Annotated in this window: 15 protein-coding genes; 9 read left to right on the forward strand and 6 right to left on the reverse strand. The window is 74.9% G+C overall.

All coding sequences use genetic code 11. The annotated features are described in order from the left end of the window. Positions 1–18 precede the first annotated feature (18 nt). Genes H7K62_RS18400 through H7K62_RS18410 form a run of 3 tightly spaced genes read right to left on the reverse strand, consistent with a single transcriptional unit; the run spans position 19 to position 3298 of the window. Positions 19–798 carry a crotonase/enoyl-CoA hydratase family protein gene (locus H7K62_RS18400; RefSeq protein WP_186721322.1) on the reverse strand — a complete coding sequence of 260 codons (780 nt, stop codon included), beginning with the start codon at positions 796–798 and terminating at the stop codon, positions 19–21. Continuing rightward, the gene (locus H7K62_RS18405) at positions 795–2045 is read right to left on the reverse strand and encodes a CaiB/BaiF CoA transferase family protein (RefSeq protein ID WP_222437853.1); all 1251 of its coding nucleotides are present in this window, start codon (positions 2043–2045) and stop codon (positions 795–797) included. The genes H7K62_RS18400 and H7K62_RS18405 overlap by 4 nt, the downstream gene beginning before the upstream one ends. Positions 2046–2098: 53 nt before the next feature. Continuing rightward, positions 2099–3298: an acyl-CoA dehydrogenase family protein gene (locus tag H7K62_RS18410; RefSeq protein ID WP_222437854.1), complete on the reverse strand. Its 1200-nt coding sequence runs from the start codon at positions 3296–3298 to the stop codon at positions 2099–2101. 163 nt (positions 3299–3461) lie between these two features. Here H7K62_RS18410 and H7K62_RS18415 point away from each other — a divergent pair, with 163 nt between their 5' ends. The 3 genes from H7K62_RS18415 (at position 3462) to H7K62_RS18425 (ending at position 5656) form a co-directional block, all read left to right on the forward strand. Continuing rightward, positions 3462–4496, forward strand: a complete 1035-nt coding sequence (locus tag H7K62_RS18415; RefSeq protein ID WP_186721324.1) for a potassium channel family protein — start codon at positions 3462–3464, stop codon at positions 4494–4496. A gap of 100 nt (positions 4497–4596) precedes the next feature. After that, positions 4597–5139: a DUF1440 domain-containing protein gene (locus H7K62_RS18420; protein ID WP_186721326.1), complete on the forward strand. Its 543-nt coding sequence runs from the start codon at positions 4597–4599 to the stop codon at positions 5137–5139. A gap of 208 nt (positions 5140–5347) precedes the next feature. Then, a complete protein-coding gene (locus H7K62_RS18425) occupies positions 5348–5656 on the forward strand; it encodes a DUF427 domain-containing protein (protein ID WP_186721328.1) in 309 nt (102 codons plus the stop codon). 51 nt (positions 5657–5707) lie between these two features. On the opposite strand, the gene H7K62_RS18430 is transcribed toward H7K62_RS18425, so the two are convergent. After that, positions 5708–6580 carry a glycosyltransferase family 8 protein gene (locus H7K62_RS18430; RefSeq protein ID WP_186721329.1) on the reverse strand — a complete coding sequence of 291 codons (873 nt, stop codon included), beginning with the start codon at positions 6578–6580 and terminating at the stop codon, positions 5708–5710. After that, the gene (locus H7K62_RS18435) at positions 6577–7989 is read right to left on the reverse strand and encodes a D-arabinono-1,4-lactone oxidase (RefSeq protein WP_186721331.1); all 1413 of its coding nucleotides are present in this window, start codon (positions 7987–7989) and stop codon (positions 6577–6579) included. Before H7K62_RS18435 ends, H7K62_RS18430 begins: the two co-directional genes overlap by 4 nt. Before the next feature lie 162 nt (positions 7990–8151). Between H7K62_RS18435 and hisH the strand changes: the two genes are divergently transcribed. From hisH to H7K62_RS18450, 3 genes are all read left to right on the forward strand, one after another. Beyond that, complete coding sequence (gene hisH / locus H7K62_RS18440; RefSeq protein WP_186721333.1) at positions 8152–8853, forward strand: imidazole glycerol phosphate synthase subunit HisH; 702 nt, start codon at positions 8152–8154, stop codon at positions 8851–8853. Next, complete coding sequence (locus tag H7K62_RS18445) at positions 8850–10517, forward strand: amidohydrolase (RefSeq protein ID WP_186721335.1); 1668 nt, start codon at positions 8850–8852, stop codon at positions 10515–10517. The genes hisH and H7K62_RS18445 overlap by 4 nt, the downstream gene beginning before the upstream one ends. A gap of 309 nt (positions 10518–10826) precedes the next feature. Beyond that, positions 10827–11354: a hypothetical protein gene (locus tag H7K62_RS18450; RefSeq protein ID WP_186721337.1), complete on the forward strand. Its 528-nt coding sequence runs from the start codon at positions 10827–10829 to the stop codon at positions 11352–11354. A gap of 40 nt (positions 11355–11394) precedes the next feature. Here the strand turns inward: H7K62_RS18450 and H7K62_RS18455 are convergent, their stop codons facing one another. Then, positions 11395–12846 (reverse strand): DUF2252 domain-containing protein, encoded by a 1452-nt coding sequence (locus H7K62_RS18455; RefSeq protein WP_222437855.1) that lies wholly within the window; start codon positions 12844–12846, stop codon positions 11395–11397. A gap of 84 nt (positions 12847–12930) precedes the next feature. Here H7K62_RS18455 and priA point away from each other — a divergent pair, with 84 nt between their 5' ends. From priA to H7K62_RS18470, 3 genes are all read left to right on the forward strand, one after another. Continuing rightward, positions 12931–13698: a bifunctional 1-(5-phosphoribosyl)-5-((5-phosphoribosylamino)methylideneamino)imidazole-4-carboxamide isomerase/phosphoribosylanthranilate isomerase PriA gene (gene priA / locus H7K62_RS18460; RefSeq protein ID WP_186721339.1), complete on the forward strand. Its 768-nt coding sequence runs from the start codon at positions 12931–12933 to the stop codon at positions 13696–13698. Positions 13699–13772: 74 nt separating this feature from the next. Next, positions 13773–14783, forward strand: a complete 1011-nt coding sequence (locus H7K62_RS18465; RefSeq protein WP_186721341.1) for an SseB family protein — start codon at positions 13773–13775, stop codon at positions 14781–14783. 57 nt (positions 14784–14840) lie between these two features. Next, positions 14841–16499: an alpha-amylase family glycosyl hydrolase gene (locus H7K62_RS18470; protein WP_186721342.1), complete on the forward strand. Its 1659-nt coding sequence runs from the start codon at positions 14841–14843 to the stop codon at positions 16497–16499. The last annotated feature ends 19 nt before the right edge of the window (positions 16500–16518 follow it).

Genomic DNA, 16518 nt, shown 5'->3' on the forward strand with positions numbered 1-16518 from the left:
GGGCGCCAGCGGAGGGTGTCAGCGGCCCTGCCAGCGGGGCGCCCGGCGCTCGGCGAACGCGCGCGCCCCCTCGGCGGCGTCGTCGGAGCGGAGCACGTGCGCCACCAGCGCGTCCTGCCGCGCGAAGGCCTCGGGCTCGGACAGGTCGGCGGTCTCGTCGAGCACCCGCTGGACCGCCGCCACGGCGAGCGGCGCCGCGGCGACCACCCGCTCGGCCAGCTCCAGCGCGGCGGCCAGCGCCCCGCCCGGCTCGGTGAGGCGGCTGACCAGGCCCAGCTGCTCGGCGCGCTCCGCGCCGAGCGTCGCGCCCGTGAGCAGCAGCTCCGCGGCCACGGCCCGGGGGATCCTGCGGGGCAGGCGCACCAGGCCGCCCTGGGGCGCCACGATGCCGCGGGTCACCTCCGGCAGGCCGAACCGCGCCTCGCGGGAGGCGACCACGAGGTCGCAGGCGAGCACCAGCTCCGTGCCGCCGCCCAGCGCCCACCCCTCCACGGCGGCCACCAGCGGCTTGCTGCGGCGCCGGCGGGTGAGGCCGGCGAAGCCGGTCGAGGGCAGCACGGGGGACTCACCGCGGGCGCGCGCCTTGAGGTCCATCCCGGCGCTGAAGACGCCGCCCGCTCCGGTGAGGACCCCCACGCGCAGCGCGTCGTCGTCCTCCAGCCGGGTCAGGGCCGCGTCCACGGACAGGGCCGTGGCCAGGTCGACCGCGTTGCGGGCCTGCGGGCGGTCCAGGACGACGACGAGGACGGCGCCGTGCACCTCCGTGCGCACCGGAGGGCCGTCCTGCAGCGCGCTCATCGACCGCTCCCCGGCACCGCGCCCTCCCGGGCGTGCAGGGCGGCGAGGCGGTCCGGGGTCCAGCCGAGCTCGGCGAGGACCTCGTCGGTGTGCTGCCCGAGGGCGGGGGAGTGGCGGCGCACGCCGGTGGTGGCGCCGGAGAAGCGGACCGGAGAGCCGATGAGGCGGTACGGGCCCTCGGTGGGGTGCTCGACCACGTCGAGCATGTGGCCGTCGGCCCAGTAGTCGTGCTCGCCGGCGTGGTCGAGGTCCATCACCGGGGCGAACGGGATGCTCCGCTCGGAGCACAGCCGGCGCCACTGCGCGGTCGTGTGCCGCCGCGAGTAGCGGGCCACCGCCGCGTAGAGGTCGCCGAGGTGGTGCTGCAGCGTTTGCGGCTCGAAGGCGTCCATCTCCTCCGGGTGCCCGACCAGCTCGAAGAAGTCGACGCAGTTCTTCCAGCTGTACGGGAGGATCGCGGCGAAGCCGTCAGCGGTCGGCAGCGCCGCGTGGCCCGGCTCCAGCGAGCGGGGGAAGCCCACCGGCCCGGTCTGCGGTTCGAACGCCCGCCCGCCCAGGTGCTCCACCAGGGTGAAGGCGAACATCGTGTCCGCCATCGGCACCTCCACGCGCTGCCCGCGCCCCGTGCGCTGGCGCGACAGCAGCGCCGCCAGCACCGAGTACACGATCGTCAGGCCGCAGATCTTGTCGGCCATGGCCGTGGGCGCGTACGACGGCTCGCCCGTGGTGCGGCGCATGAGGTCGACCATCCCCGAGGCGGCCTGCACCACCTCGTCGTAGGCGGCCGAGTCAGCGGCGGTCGAGTCGGAGCGGAAGCCCTGCGCGTTGCAGTAGACGAGCCGCGGGTTGACCTCGGCGAGGTCCTCGTGGGTGAGGTGCAGCCGCGCCAGCGCCCCGGGCCGCATGTTGGTCACCAGCACGTCGGCGGTGGCCACGAGGTCGAGCAGGGCGGCGCGGCCCTCGTCGCTCTTGAGGTCCAGCCGGACGCTGCGCTTGTTGCGGTTGAGGTTGAGCGCGATGGCGCCGGTGCTGTCGGGGTCCGAGGGATCGCGCCGTTGCAGGCGGCGCACGACGTCACCGGTGGGCGGCTCCACCTTGATGACGTCGGCGCCGAGGTCTCCCAGCACCTGGCACGCGTAGGGAGCCATGATCACGCTGGCGAGGTCGATGACGCGCACGCCGGCCAGCAGGGGCTCGCGCTCGTCGTCGTCGCTCTTCTGGGTGAGGTCGAGGGGGGCGGTGGTCACAGGGGGGTCCTCCTGGCAGAGGGGGCAGAGGGGGCGGGCGGGGCGGAGGCGGCTCAGACGAAGGCGCTGAGGCCGGTGGCCGCGCGCGCGGTGATGAGCGCGTTCATCTCGCGGGTGCCCTCGTAGGAGTAGAGGGCCTCGGCGTCCGCGAAGAACCGCGCGACGCCGTGCTCCAGCAGGATGCCGTTGCCGCCCAGCACCTCGCGGGCCCAGCCGACGGTCTCGCGCATGCGCGTGGTGCAGAACATCTTCGCCATCGCCGCCTGGGCCTCGCCCAGCTGGCCGGCGTCCTGCAGCTGGGCCATGCGCACGGCCAGCGCCTGGCAGGCGGTCACGTTGCCGAGCATGCGGGCGATGAGGTCCTGGATGAGCTGGAAGCTCGCGATGGGGCGGCCGAACTGCTCGCGCTCCACGGCGTAGGCCCGGGCGGCCTCGTAGGCGCCGAGCGCGCAGCCGGTCGCGCTCCAGGCGACGCTGCCGCGCGTCACCTTGAGCACCTCGGCGGTGTCGCGGAAGCTGTTGGCGCCCTGCAGCCGGTCGGCCTCGGGGACGCGCACGCCGTCCAGCACGAGGTGGGCGTTCTGCACGCCGCGCAGCGCGATCTTGCCCGGCAGCGCCTCCGCGGTGAACCCCGGCGTGCCCTTGGTCACCACGAAGCCCTTGACGCGGTCGTCAGCGACGTCGCGGGCCCACACCACCACCAGGTCGGCGAAGGTGCCGTTGCCGATCCACTTCTTCTCACCGTCCAGCACCCAGGTGTCGCCCTCGCGGCGCGCGGTGGTGGTGAGCCCGCCGGCGGTGCCGGAGCCGACCAGCGGCTCGGTGAGGCCGAACGCCCCGACCTTCTCCCACCGCACCATGTCCGGCAGCCAGCGGCGCTTCTGCTCCTCCGAGCCGCAGACCCGCACCGAGCCCATGGCCAGGCCGTTGTGCACCCCGAAGAACGTGGCGAACGACGGGTCCACCCGGGTCATCTCCATGGCGAGGACGCCGGAGAGCAGGGCGCTCCTCGGGGCCACCGACGGGTCGTCCTCGGGGGCACCGGTGATGCCGAGCTCGCGCATCTCGGGGATGAGCTCCACCGGCGTCTGCGCGCGCTCCCAGCGCTCGTCGGCGCCCGGCTGCACGCGCTCGCGCAGGAACGTCCTCACGCGGTCCACCACGGCCGCCTCCTCGGGGGAGAGCAGGTCGTGGATGCGGAAGAAGTCGCCCTCGACGGCGCCGCTGTCGATGCGCGTGCTGCTGGAGCTCACGGCTGGTCCTCCTCGGTGGGGCCGGTGTCTGCTGCTCTCCAGCACACCCCCGCCAGGGCCACGCGTCAAAGACAGATCTGCGGCCCCGGTCCCAGGCAGTGCCTATGGCTGCTGCTCGCTGGCTCGGCGGCAGCGAGCCGGCCCCGACCCCTACGCTCGCCCCATGGCCGCGGCGCGCGAGGGGCTGAAGCTGCCCCGGCTCACCCCCCGGCGCACGCCGCTGACGTCCATCGCGCTGCGCCTCGGCCTGGCGCTGCTCCTGCTGCTGGTCAACTGGGCCCTGGTGCTGGTCGAGGCGGACCAGTACACCGACAACGCCGACGGGCGCGTGTCCGTCATCGACGCGCTGTACTACACCACCGTCACGCTCTCGACCACCGGCTACGGCGACATCACGCCCGTCACCGAGCAGGCGCGGCTCGTCAACGCGCTCCTGGTCACGCCGATGCGGCTGATGTTCGTCATCATCCTGGTCGGCACCACGCTGTCCGCGCTCACCGAGCGGTCCCGCACCGAGATCCGCGTCCACCGCTGGAAGGCCCGCATGCGAGACCACGTCGTCGTCCTCGGCTACGGCACCAAGGGCCGCAACGCGGTGCGGGCGCTGCGGCTGCGCGACCACCCCGCAGACCGGATCGTCGTCGTCGAGGCCGACCCCGCCGCCGCCTCCCGCGCCAGCGCCGACGGCTACGCCGTGGTCATCGGCTCCGCCACGCACAAGTCGGTGCTCGTCGAGGCGCAGGTGGCGCGGGCCCGGACGGCCATCATCGCGCTCGACCGGGACGACACCGCCGTGCTCGCCGCGCTGACGCTGCGACGGGTGGCGCCGCACGTCACGGTGCTCGCGTCGTCGCGGGAGTCGGCCACCGCGGAGCTGCTGCGCGAGAGCGGGGCCACCTCGGTGGTGGTCTCCTCTGAGACCGCGGGGCGCCTCCTGGGCCTGGCCACCGACAGCCCCGACGCCGTGAGCGTGGTGGAGGACATGCTGTCGTTCGGGTCCGGGCTCGACCTCGACGAGCGCCCCGTGGAAGCGTCCGAGGTGGGGCGGCCGCCGCACGCGTGCGGCGTGCCCGTGGTCGGGGTGTGGCGGGGCGGGCGCATGCTGCGCTACTCCGACCCGTCGATCGGTGCGCTGCGCGCGGACGACCGGATCCTGTACGTCGCCTCCCGCGACGACCCGCCGCCCCTGACGCGCTGACCCCCCTCACCGCGACGATCAAGGAAGCTGCGTACGGGGGAGGGAGGCCAGCGGCGCCGCTCCGGGTGCGGGGTGATCGGCGGTGCAGTACTCAGGTGCGGTGGCCTCCTCGAAGCTCCTGACCGACGTCGCCCTCGGCCTGGCCGCGGGGTGGGTGGGCGAGAAGGTGAAGGCCGCCGCCGAGTCGTCCCTGCAGGAGTGGGGCGAGCGGAAGCTGCCGCCCGAGCCCGGCCAGAAGGAGCTCGACGGCGCAGACCCGGCCGACCACGGCGACCGCATGCCGCCGTCGCTGCTCTACCGCAAGCTCGTGGCCGCCCGGAAGGGGCAGGCCGCTGCCGACGCGATGGACGACGACGAGGTCGAGGCCGGTGCGCAGTGGTTCCACCGCGCCCTCGCCTACGGCTACCCGGTGTTCTACGCCGTCCTGACGCGCCGGGTGCCGCTGGCGCGCGCCGGAGGGGGAGCGGTGGGCGGCGCGGCGCTGTTCGCCGCCTTCCACGGCTCGGCGCTGCCCGCGCTCGGCGTGCAGGCCGCGCCGTCGGAGCTGCCGAGGGCGTGGTGGGTGTGGGAGGGCGGCTCGCACGTCGCCTACGGCGTGGCGGTGGACTTCGTCATCGACGTCCTGCGCCGCATCACCCGCTGACCGCGTCGCGCCCGGGGCGAGCTCCCCGGTGGGGAAGGTGAGTTCCGGTGGGCAGGCTGACGTCCGCTTCCGGCCCCGGAAGCGAACGTCAGCGTGCCCACCGGACGTCAGCCTGCCCACCGGACGTGCCGGGGCCGGGACTGCCGGACGCGTGGCCGGTGTTCTTCCTCAGGCAGGACCGTTCCACCGGATGCACCTGGAGGACACCGTGAAGGCACTGCTGGACGGCGTCGTCGTGGCCGAGGCCGACGACGACGCGATCGTGCGCATCGAGGGCAACGCCTACTTCCCGCCGAGCAGCGTGGTGGACGGGGCGCTGGAGAAGAGCCCCACGCCGTACACCTGCCCGTGGAAGGGCGTGGCGCAGTACTGGAACGTCACCGCCCACGGCGGCGCCACCGCCACCGACGGCGCGTGGAGCTACCCCGAGCCGTACCCGAGCTCCTTCGACCGGGTCGGCACCGACTACTCCGGCTACCTGGCCTTCGACAAGGCCCAGCTCACCGTCACCGCCTGACCCGACCTCGTCCCTCCCCGCACCCCCCTCGGAGGGTGCGGGGAGGAGGCGTCAGGACGACGGCGCGAGCGAGGCCTGCAGGGCGGGGGTGGCGTCCGCCAGGTCCCACCACAGCTGGTGGAGCTCGGCGTACCTCGACCCGGGCTCGGGCCGGCGCTCCCACGGCTTGTCGATGATGTAGTGGATGTTCTTCACCTCGGACGCGTCCCACACCTGCGGGTGCTGGTGCGGCAGCGTCTTGAGCGCGTTGTACACGTACGGCATCGGCTGCCAGCGACCGTCGAAGAACTCGTTGAGGAAGTCCTGCTCGGCGAACTGGTAGGCCGACAGGTCCGCCAGCCCGCGCAGCTGCGCGAGCATCGCGGCGTGGACGGCCTCATCGGGCTCGATGACGAGGAACCCGCCGTTGAAGTACTCCTCCACCCCGGGCTCGCGGACGTGGTCGCCGCCGCGGCAGTGCGTGTAGAAGCAGTTCTGGGGCACCCAGCTGGCCGGGTAGCTGGCGATCCGGTTGGGGTTGCAGCGGCACGCGTGGCACGCCGCGATCCCGCCGGCCGGCAGCTCCACGGAGAACAGCTCGTCCATCGGCCGCACCACGAGCATGTCGGCGTCCAGCACCACCAGGCGCGAGAACTCGGTCAGCCCCCAGGCGCCCAGCTTGGTCCACACCTCGGCGAACCGGGCGTTGGCGTAGTGCGCCTCCAGGGAGGAGTCCGGGCCCACGCGCGGCAGCTCGCGCACCAGGGCGCCGTCGTCGGCGAGCGCCTTGCGCGCGTCGTCGTCGACGTCCTCGGTGACCATCACCACGAGCGGGTGCTGGGAGCCGGAGCGGCGCAGGGACGCGTGCAGCGCCCGCACGCCCACGAGGTAGCTCGGCTGCGTGAGCAGCGTCGCCCACGCCGCCGGCCGCTCGAGCAGGGTCATGCGGCGACCTCTCGCGAGGCCGCCGACGCCGGGAAGAGGCGGTCGGTGAAGGCGTTGCTGAAGACGCGCTCGGGGTCCAGCGCCTCGCGGACGGCGAGGAAGTCGTCCCAGCGCGGGTACAGCGACGGCCAGTCGTACAGGGAGTCGTCGAAGTACTTGCCCCAGTGGGGGCGGCCGCCCTCGGCGGCGAGCAGCTTCTCGACCTCCACGAGGAAGTCGACGCCCTCCTCGGAGAGCGAGCCGTCCTCGGCGTAGTAGACGACGAAGCCGAAGTACAGCGTGTCGCCGCCCTCCGACGGGCTCAGCCAGGCCCGCGACCCGCCGGTGGCGCGCAGGATGATCGGGTAGTGCAGGTGCGGGCTGGTCTCGGCGTGCCAGGCGCGGATCTTCTCCACGACGGCGGGCGCGCGGTCCAGGGGCACCCCGATCTCCACGTTGATCTGCGGCGTCGCGATGCCGCGCATGAAGACCTGGTAGACGTCACCGGTCACGTCGGAGAAGTCCTTGAAGCGGGTCACCGTGCGGAACGGCTTGCCCTGCGCGTCGAGGATGCGGGTGTCGGCGCGCATGTGCGCCAGCGCCGCGTCGACGGCGCGGTTCATCGCGTCGCTGGTCTCGGTGCGCTCCACCAGCTGCCGCCCGCCGGCCTCCCAGGCGGCCAGCTCGGGCGCCGAGGCCCGCTGCGCGGTCCAGACGTGCACCTTCTCGTCGTCCGGGAACCACCACGCCTTGGCCATCTCGTGGCCGCGGTTCCAGACCAGCAGGTCGTCCTCGAGGGTCTCGGCGCCGGTGGCGCCCTTGACGCAGGAGTAGACGGCCACCGGCACCGTGCGCAGCGTCACCGCGGTGACCACGCCGAGGGTGCCCAGCCCCACCTGCAGCGCGCCGAACCACGGGTGGTCGGCGCCGAACTCCTCCACGGAGCCGTCCGCCATCACCAGGCGCAGCGACAGCAGCGCGTCACCGATGGAGGCCTGCTGCAGCCCCTGGCCGTGCGTGCCGGTGGCCAGCGCCCCGGCGAGGGTCTGCTCGGCGATGACGCCGGGGGACGACGGGAGCATGCGGCCCAGCGCGGCAAGGGCGTCGTAGACGTCCTGCAGCACGGTGCCGCCCGCGAAGGTGGCCCAGTCCTCCCCGTGGGCGAGCAGGCCGCGGTGGCCGCGCACGTCCAGGAGGACCTCCTCACCCGAGGAGCCTGCGGGCGCCAGCATGCGGCCGGAGGACATGCGGCTGCCCACCAGCCGCACCCGGCCGGGTCGGGAGGCGAGCAGGGAGCGGACCTCGAGCTCGGAGCTCGCCCGCACCAGGGCCGACGCGTCGGCCAGGGTGGAGTTGCGAGCCCAGTTCCACAGACGGCCGGCGTCGTCCTCGGACACGTCACGGCGGGGGTACGGACGCTCAGGAGCCATGGCTTGACCTCTCTTCGCGCGATCCACCGACCTCGCCCGTGTGGCGGGTCGTCCTGCGCGGGCAGGGGCGGGTGCTCGACGACGCTAACCGCGCCAGGCCCTGTTCGCCGACCGAAGGGGAAGTGGTCTGGGTCACACCCCACCAGCGCCTAGCCTGGGAGCGTGACCAGTGACACGGCCGCGACCAGCACGAACGCCACCACCGGCGGGACCCGGCGCCCCCGCGTCGTCGTCCTCGACTACGGCTTCGGCAACGTGCGCTCCGCCGTGCGGGCCCTCGAACGGGTGGGCGCGGACGTCGAGCTCACCGCCGACCGGCGCGCCGCGCAGGAGGCCGACGGCCTCGTGGTCCCCGGCGTCGGCGCCTTCGAGGCGTGCGTGCAGGGCATCAGGGGAGTGCGTGGTGACGAGGTGGTGGACCGGCGCCTGGCCGGCGGCCGCCCCGTGCTCGGCATCTGCGTGGGCCTGCAGGTGATGTTCGCCCGCGGCGTCGAGCACGGCGTCCAGAGCGAGGGGCTGGGGGAGTGGCCCGGCACCGTCGAGCGCCTGCCCGCCGCCGTGGTCCCGCACATGGGCTGGAACACCGTCGACGCGCCGCAGGGCTCGGTGCTCTTCGACGGCGTCGCCGACGAGCGCTTCTACTTCGTCCACTCCTACGGCGTGCAGCGCTGGGAGATGGACGACGACGTCCGGGAGGACGGAACGCTGCGCCGCCGCCGGCCGCTCGTCACGTGGGCCGAGCACGGCGCCCCCTTCGTGGCCGCCGTGGAGAACGGGCCGCTGTCGGCCACGCAGTTCCACCCGGAGAAGTCCGGCGACGCCGGCGCCCAGCTGCTGCGCAACTGGGTCACCTCCCTGCGATGAGCGCCGGCGCCTCCGGGACCAGCACGGCTGACCTGCTCCTGGTCGACGCCGACGTCGTCACCCTCGACCCGGCCCAGCCCCGCGCCCGCGCGGTCGCGGTCTCCCGCGGGGTGGTCGTGGACGTCGGCGGCGACGAGGTGGCGCGGCGCTGGCGCGGCGCCCGCACGGAGGTCGTCCCCCTCGGCGGCGCCGCGCTCACCCCCGGCTGGGTGGACGGCCACTCCCACCCCGTCGGCAGCCTCACGATGTCCGCGGGCGCCGACCTCACCGCCGTCCGCACGCTGGACCAGCTGCGCGAGCGCCTCGCGCAGCTGGCCCGCACGAGCACCGACGGCTGGGTGCAGGGCTGGGGCCTCGTGCCCGACGTCTTCCCCGGCGGGGTGCCGCGCGCCGACCTCGTCGACGACGCGCTCGGCGCGAGCGACGGCGACGGCGGCGCCCGCGCGTTCCTGCGGATGGCCGACGTCCACTCCGCGCTGGTGAGCACGTCGCTGCTGCGGGCCGCCGGCATCGACGGGCCCCGGCGCTTCCCCAGCGCCTCCGAGGTGGTCTGCGACCCCGACGGCACCCCCACGGGGTTCCTCCTGGAGTGGGACGCCATGGCGCTCGCGGAGCGGCTCGCTCCGGCGCTGCCGGACGCGCAGCTGCGCTCCCGGCTGCGCTCGCTGCTCGACGGCATGGCCGCGCAGGGCCTGGTGGGCGCCCAGGTCATGGACGGCGACGCCGCCTCGCTCGACCTGCTCGACCGGCTCGAGGGCGACGGTGACCTGCCCCTGCGGCTGCGCGTCGCCCCGTTCTGCATGCCCGGGGTCGACGACGACGCCCTCGCCCAGCTCGTCGCGTGGCAGGAGCGCACCGGGCGGCGCTGGCGGGTGGCGGGCGTCAAGCTCATGATCGACGGGACCATCGACGGCGGCACCGCCTGGCTGGACCACGCCGACGCGAACGGGGAGAGCACCGGCTCGTACTGGCGCGACCCGCAGGCCTACGCGCGGGCCGTGCGGGCCCTGGACGCCGCCGGGGTCCCCACCGTCACCCACGCCATCGGGGACGGCGGGGTGCGCTTCGTGCTGGACGTGCTCGAGCCGCTGGGCCCGCCGGGAGCTCCGGACGGTCCGCCCGGACGCCGGGCCGCGCACCGTCTCGAGCACCTCGAGACGCTCCCGGACGACCTCGTCACCCGCATCGGCCGCTCGGGCATCACGGCCTCGATGCAGCCGACGCACTGCTCGAACTTCGTGGCCGCCGACGGCAGTGACAACTGGTCGGTGCGCCTGGGCCCCGAGCGTGCGGGCCACGGCTGGCGCGTCCGCGACCTGCTGGAGTCCGGCGCGCTGGTGGTGCTCGGCTCTGACTGGCCCGTGGCCGACTTCGACGTGCGTTCGATCATGGCCGCCGCCCAGCTGCGCCGTCCCGTCGAGGACGACGACGCCGCGCCCGTCGGCCCCGACCAGGCCATCAGCGCCGCGGCGGCGCTGGCCGGGTTCACCCGCGCCCCGGCGCTGGCGGCGGGGGACGCGGCGCGCGGGGTCATCCGCGTGGGGGCCGCGGCGGACCTCACGGCCGTGGGGGCCGACCCGACCACCGCGCCGCCCGCCGACCTGGCGGCCGCGCCCGTGCTGCTGACCGTGGTCGGAGGAACCCCCGTGCACCGCGCCGTCTGACGGGAGCGCCCCACGCCCGGAAGTGTCGGAACCCCGCCCTGTGGTGTCGGAACTCTGCCCAGACGTGTCGGAACCGGGGCCGGGTTCCGACACGTCGAGACGGGGTTCCGACACCTCCTGACGCGGCGGGGCACCTGGTAGCCCGGAGCGTCCGGCGCCATCGCCCCTCCACCCCGCTCGACCGAGGGAGCTGCGCGCCACACCGGCTCCCCGAGAACGAGGCGGTGGTGGCGCTGAGGTGCTTGATCGTGGAGGAGGGGGGCCGCTGGCCGTCGGGCGTCTCTGCCACCACGCGTTACCGTCGGTCCGGTGATCAGCGCCCTCACCCGCCCTGCCGTGCTCGCCGTTGCCGTCCTGGCGCTGAGCGCCTGCAGCGGAGGGTCCGGCGGCCAGGCGGCACCGACCGCCGCCGGGCCGACCTCCAGCGCCACCTCCGCGCCGGCGCCCTTGGAGACCTCGTCGAGCACCGGCGCGGCGGGCACGCAGGACCAGGTGGTCGCCAAGTTCTGCTCCGACCGCGCTGAGCTGACCGACCTCGGCTCCCAGATCGAGGCGGGCGGTCTGCCGGCGGCGATCCAGCGGCTGCCGGAGTTCGTCCAGCGCATGGACGCCATCCAGCCGCCGGACGCCGTCAAGGCCGACTTCACCGAGTACCGCGCCGCGTGGGCCTCGATCAGCGACGCGCTGCGGGACGGGTCCCCGGAGGACCCCGCCCTGCAGGCGAAGGTGCAGGCGGCGGTCGCGGCCCACCCCGACGCGCAGGCCGTCGAGGACCGCCTGAAGACGTGGTCGGACGCCAACTGCCCGGCCGCCTCCACGTCGCCGTCCGCGGGCTGACCGAGCTGGTCAGCTCGCGGACGGCCCAGGTCAGCGCAGCTCAGAGGCCGGGGAAGGCCCCGTTGCGGAAGCTGTCCACGAACAGGCGGAAGTCGTCGCGGACCACCTCGGCGTAGCCGAGCGCGAACGCCACGGCGTCAGCCGCGAACAGCTCGTCGCCGCTGCGCCCCGCGTCGTCGTCCTCCCCGGCGGCGTCGAGGACGGCGACGACGGCCTCCTCCACCTGGAAGGGCACCTCCCCGCCGTCGCTGGAGGAGTCGGCTACGCAGTGCACCTTGGCGGTGGCCCGGCCGAGGTCGCGCAGCAGCGCGACGGCCTGGTCGGGCTCGTCGACGTCGTCCCAGTCGAGGTCAGCGGTGTACGGCGAGACCTCGCTGACCACGTAGCCGACGCCGTCGATCTGCGTGTGGCCGAGCCACGGGTCGGCGTGGGCCTGCAGCGCCCGCTGGCTGACAGCCGTGCGGTGGCCGTGGTCGGTGAAGAGCGCGGTCGACCCGCCCTCCGCCATCAGGCTGCCGACCACCCGTGACGGCGCGGCCACCACGCCCTGCTTCATCGACAGGAGCACGTCGTTCTCCATCGCCTGCGTGCGCCCCTCCAGCAGCAGGCTGTACGTGCGCAGGCCCGCGCTGCCGATCCCGATGCCGGAGCGGCCGACGACGTCCTTGACGTGGTACTCGATCCGCTCGCCGCGCTTGGCCTCCGGGATCGTCTCGAGGTACCTGTCGAAGGCCTCCAGCACGGTGGCGCGCTCGGCGTCGTCGAGGCGGCGGTGCAGCGCGGTGTCGCGGAAGCGCCGGTCGACCGTGGCCTCGGGCCCGGCGTCGGCGATCTCCGTCTCGGCGTCGAGCAGGTCGATCCGCCGGGAGGCGCGCGCCTCCTCCAGCGCGTCGTGGACGGGGCCGGTGGTGTTGTCGAGCCGCAGGGCGAAGGCCGAGTCGTCGTCGCGGGTGGCGAAGGCGCGCACCTGCGCGGTGTAGGCGCCGCAGTAGGCCTCCACCATCCGCTGGATGTCCGCGTCGGCGAACGCCTTGGCCACCCCGAGCAGCGCCACTGACGCCGCCATCCGCCACACGTCCCACGTGAACGGCGCGAGGTAGGCCTCGTCGAAGTCGTTGACGTCGAAGACCAGCTGGCCCTGGTCGTTCATGTACGTGCCGTAGTTCTCGGCGTGCAGGTCCCCCTGGATCCACACCCGGCTGGTGCGCTCGTCGGCCCACCGGTCCGTCCCCGCGACCTCCGGGGCGGCGACGTCGGCGTAGAACAGGCACGCGCTGCCGCGGTAGAAGGTCCACGGGCTGCCCGCCATCTTCCGGAACCGCTTGCGGAAGGCCACCGGGTCGCCCTCGATGAGCGGGGCGAAGGCGTCGAGGAGGACGGCGACGACGTGCTCGCGGCGCTCCTCCGGCTCGCGCCGGCGCACCGCGGCGACGACGGGGTGGTCCTGCTGCGAGGCGGTCTGGGGGGCGGGCGCGTCGCTGTCTCTGGACACGGCGCCCAGCCTGGTGGCGTCCGCCGCCGCCGACCACCCGACCAGCCCGGCCCGTGGACGGGCGGCACCCGCGGGGCTGGGAGGATGGCGCCCGTGAGCAGTGAGACCACCCTCCCCTCGAGCGCCGCCCGCCTGCAGCTGCTGCCCGCCGTGGACGTGGCCGACGGCCAGGCCGTCCGCCTGGTGCAGGGGGAGGCCGGCTCGGAGACCCACTACGGCGCTCCGCTCGACGCCGCGCTCGCCTGGCAGGAGGGCGGCGCGGAGTGGATCCACCTCGTCGACCTCGACGCCGCCTTCGGCCGCGGCTCCAACGCCGAGCTGCTCGCGTCCGTGGTCGGCGCGCTCGACGTGGACGTGGAGCTGTCCGGCGGCATCCGCGACGACGCCTCCCTCGAGCGCGCGCTGAGCACCGGCTGCCGCCGCGTGAACCTCGGCACCGCCGCCCTGGAGGACCCGGAGTGGACCGCCAGCGCCATCGCCCGCCACGGCGACCGCATCGCCGTGGGCCTGGACGTGCGCGGCACCACGCTGGCCGCGCGCGGCTGGACCAAGGACGGCGGCGACCTGTGGGAGGTGCTCGCCCGCCTCGACCGCGACGGCTGCTCCCGCTACGTGGTCACCGACGTCACCAAGGACGGCACGCTGCGCGGCCCGAACACCGAGCTGCTCGCCCAGGTGTGCGCCGCCACGGACGCCCCGGTCATCGCGTCGGGGGGCATCAGCTCCCTGGACGACCTGCGCGAGCTGCGCGCCCTCGTGGGTGACGGCGTGGAGGGCGCGATCGTCGGCAAGGCGCTGTACGCGGGGGCGTTCACGCTGCCCGAGGCGCTCGACGTCGCCGGCCGCCCCTGACCCGCCCCCCCGACCGTGATCATGGACCTCCGAAGCACTTTCAAGCCGTGATCATGGACCCCCACAAGCGGGAGGTGCCCCCAGGTAGCCACCTCCCCGGCCGTCACGGCGACGCCCACGGCGACTCCGCCGGCACCCCCTGGGCCGGGCGCACCCTCACCGACAGCCCGTTCGCGGGCGACGACGGCGCGGTGGCCCCCGCGGTCGCGTCCCTGCTCGACGCCGCCCGCGCCGAGGACACGCCGGTCGACGTGGCGGCGCTGGTGGCGGCCCTGCCGGGGGCCCGGCTGTTCGTGCCCGTCACCGCCGTCTCCGCCGGGACGGACGAGGCCACCGGGGGAGACCTGGGGGCCGACATGGCCATCCCCACGCTCCGCTCGCCCGACGGGCGCGACGCCCTGCCCGTCTTCACGTCCGTCGCGACGCTGACCGCCTGGAGCGCCACGGCCCGCCCGGTGCCCGTGGAGGCCCGCCGCGCCGCGGTCAGCGCCGTCCAGGAGGGCCAGCAGCTGCTCGTGCTCGACCCGGGCGTCACCGGGCCGGGCGGCTCCGTCGTCGTCCCCCGTCCTGCGCTGTGGGCGCTGGCCCAGGGCGAGGCGTGGACCCCCTCGCCCCGTGACCCCGAGGTCGCCGCCGCCGTCGCCCGGCTCGGCGACGGGCTCGACGGCGTCGTCGAGGTCACCGCCGAGCCCGGCGCCGGCGCGGCCGCCGGGCGGGAGCTGCGCGTGGTGGTGCACCTCGCGGCGGGGGCGGGCGAGCGCGCCGACGCGGCGCGCGGTGCCGTGGCGCAGCGGCTCGGGCAGCACGAGCTCCTCGCGCAGCGCGTGGACTCCGTGGAGCTGGTGGCGCGCGAGCTCCCTCGCGCGCTGCTGGTGGTGCGGCCCCGCGAGGGCGGGGTGCTGCGGCGCTGGTCGGTGCACCCGGTCGGCACCACCCCCGGGCGGCCGCCGAGGACGACGACGTCGCACCGCAGCGAGGCCGCGGCCCGCGCGGCGGCGGCGCAGTGGTGCGCGGAGGACGGCGGGCACGAGCCCGCTCCCGGGGGGACGGGCTGCCGGTGGTGCGGGGCCGGTCTGGCGGGCTGACGTGCGGGGCTGATCTCCGGGGTGCCGCGCGGCCCGTGCCCCCCTACCGTCGCGGGGGTGCTGACCACGACCGCTGACGAGTGGTGGGCGACCGGTGTCGGCTACTGCCTGGACGTCAAGCGCTTCACCGACTCCGACGGCGACGGGCGCGGCGACCTCGCGGGCCTCGGCAGCCACCTCGACCACCTCGTGGACCTCGGGGTGGACTTCCTGTGGCTGCAGCCGTTCTACGCCTCGCCGGAGGGGGACGACGGCTACGACGTCTCCGACTACTACAGCGTGGATGACGGCCTGGGCACGCTGGGGGAGTTCGTCGAGGTGGTGCGCGCCGCCCGCGAGCGGGGGATGCGCGTCATCGTGGACCTGGTGGTCAACCACACCAGCTCCGAGCACGCGTGGTTCCGCTCGGCGCGCTCCGACCCCGCCTCGCCGTACCGCGACTGGTACGTGTGGCGCGAGCAGCCGGACCCGGAGGACGACGACGCGGACATCATCTTCCCCGACGCCGAGGACTCCGTCTGGACGTTCGACGAGGCGGCGGGGATGTACTTCCGCCACCGCTTCTACCGCCACCAGCCGGACCTCAACACCTCCAACCCGGAGGTCCGCGACGAGATCCGCCGGATCATGGGGTTCTGGCTGCAGCTGGGCGTGGCGGGCTTCCGCGTGGACGCCGCGCCGTTCCTCGCCGAGACCGCCACCCGCGACGGTGACGCCGACGACGTCACCGACCCCCGCGACGGCCCTCGTGACGGCCCTCGTGACGGCCCTGGTGACGGCCCTGGTGACAGCACGGCCCTGGACGAGTCGCTGGCGATGCTCGACGTCATGCGCGCGTTCCTGTCCCGGCGCAGCGCCGAGGCGGTGATGCTCGGCGAGGTCAACCTGCCCCGCGACGAGGTCGCGCCGTTCTTCGGCGGCAGCGGCCAGCGGATGACGCTGTGCTTCGACTTCACGCTCAACCAGGCGCTGTACCTGGCCATGGCCCGCGGTGACGCCGCCCCGCTGCGCGCCGCGCTGGAGTCCCGCCCGGAGCTGAGCGAGGGCAAGAGCTGGGGCCTGTTCGTCCGCAACCACGACGAGCTGACCCTCGACCAGCTCGACGACGACGAGCGCGGCGAGGTCTTCGCGGCCTTCGGCCCCGACCCCGACGTCCAGCTCTTCGGGCGCGGGCTGCGGCTGCGCCTGCCGACGATGGTGGGCGGTGACCGCGACCGGGTGGAGCTCGCCTACTGCCTGACGTGGAGCGTCCCGGGCACGCCGGTCCTGTACTACGGGGAGGAGGTCGGCCAGCTGGAGGACCTGTCCCTGCCGGGACGGCTGTCCGTGCGCACGCCGATGGCCTGGGCGGCGGGCGACGCCGGCCCCGGCCCGGTGGTGGCCGACCAGGAGCGCGACCCCGGGTCGCTGCTGCACTTCTTCCGCCGGATGCTGCGCGCCTACCGCGGCCGCCCCGAGCTGGGGCGCGGTGACGTGCGGCTGGTGGACGTGGGGGAGCCGTCCGTGCTGGCGCACACGGTGACGTGGCGGGGCCGCACGGTGCTGGCGCTGCACTCCCTCTCCGCTGAGCCGGTCACCGTGACGGTGCCCGACGGGGTCGTGGCGCCCGGCGCGGAGCTGGTGGAGCTGCTGACCTCGACGCCGCGCACGGTGCCCGACGGCCCCTTCGAGGTGGAGCTGCCCCGCTACGGGAGGGCCTGGCTGGGCGACACGTGAGCACAACCCTGTTGACCTC

Origin of the sequence: Quadrisphaera sp. RL12-1S, assembly GCF_014270065.1 — a bacterium.
Taxonomy (GTDB): Bacteria; Actinomycetota; Actinomycetes; order Actinomycetales; family Quadrisphaeraceae; genus Quadrisphaera.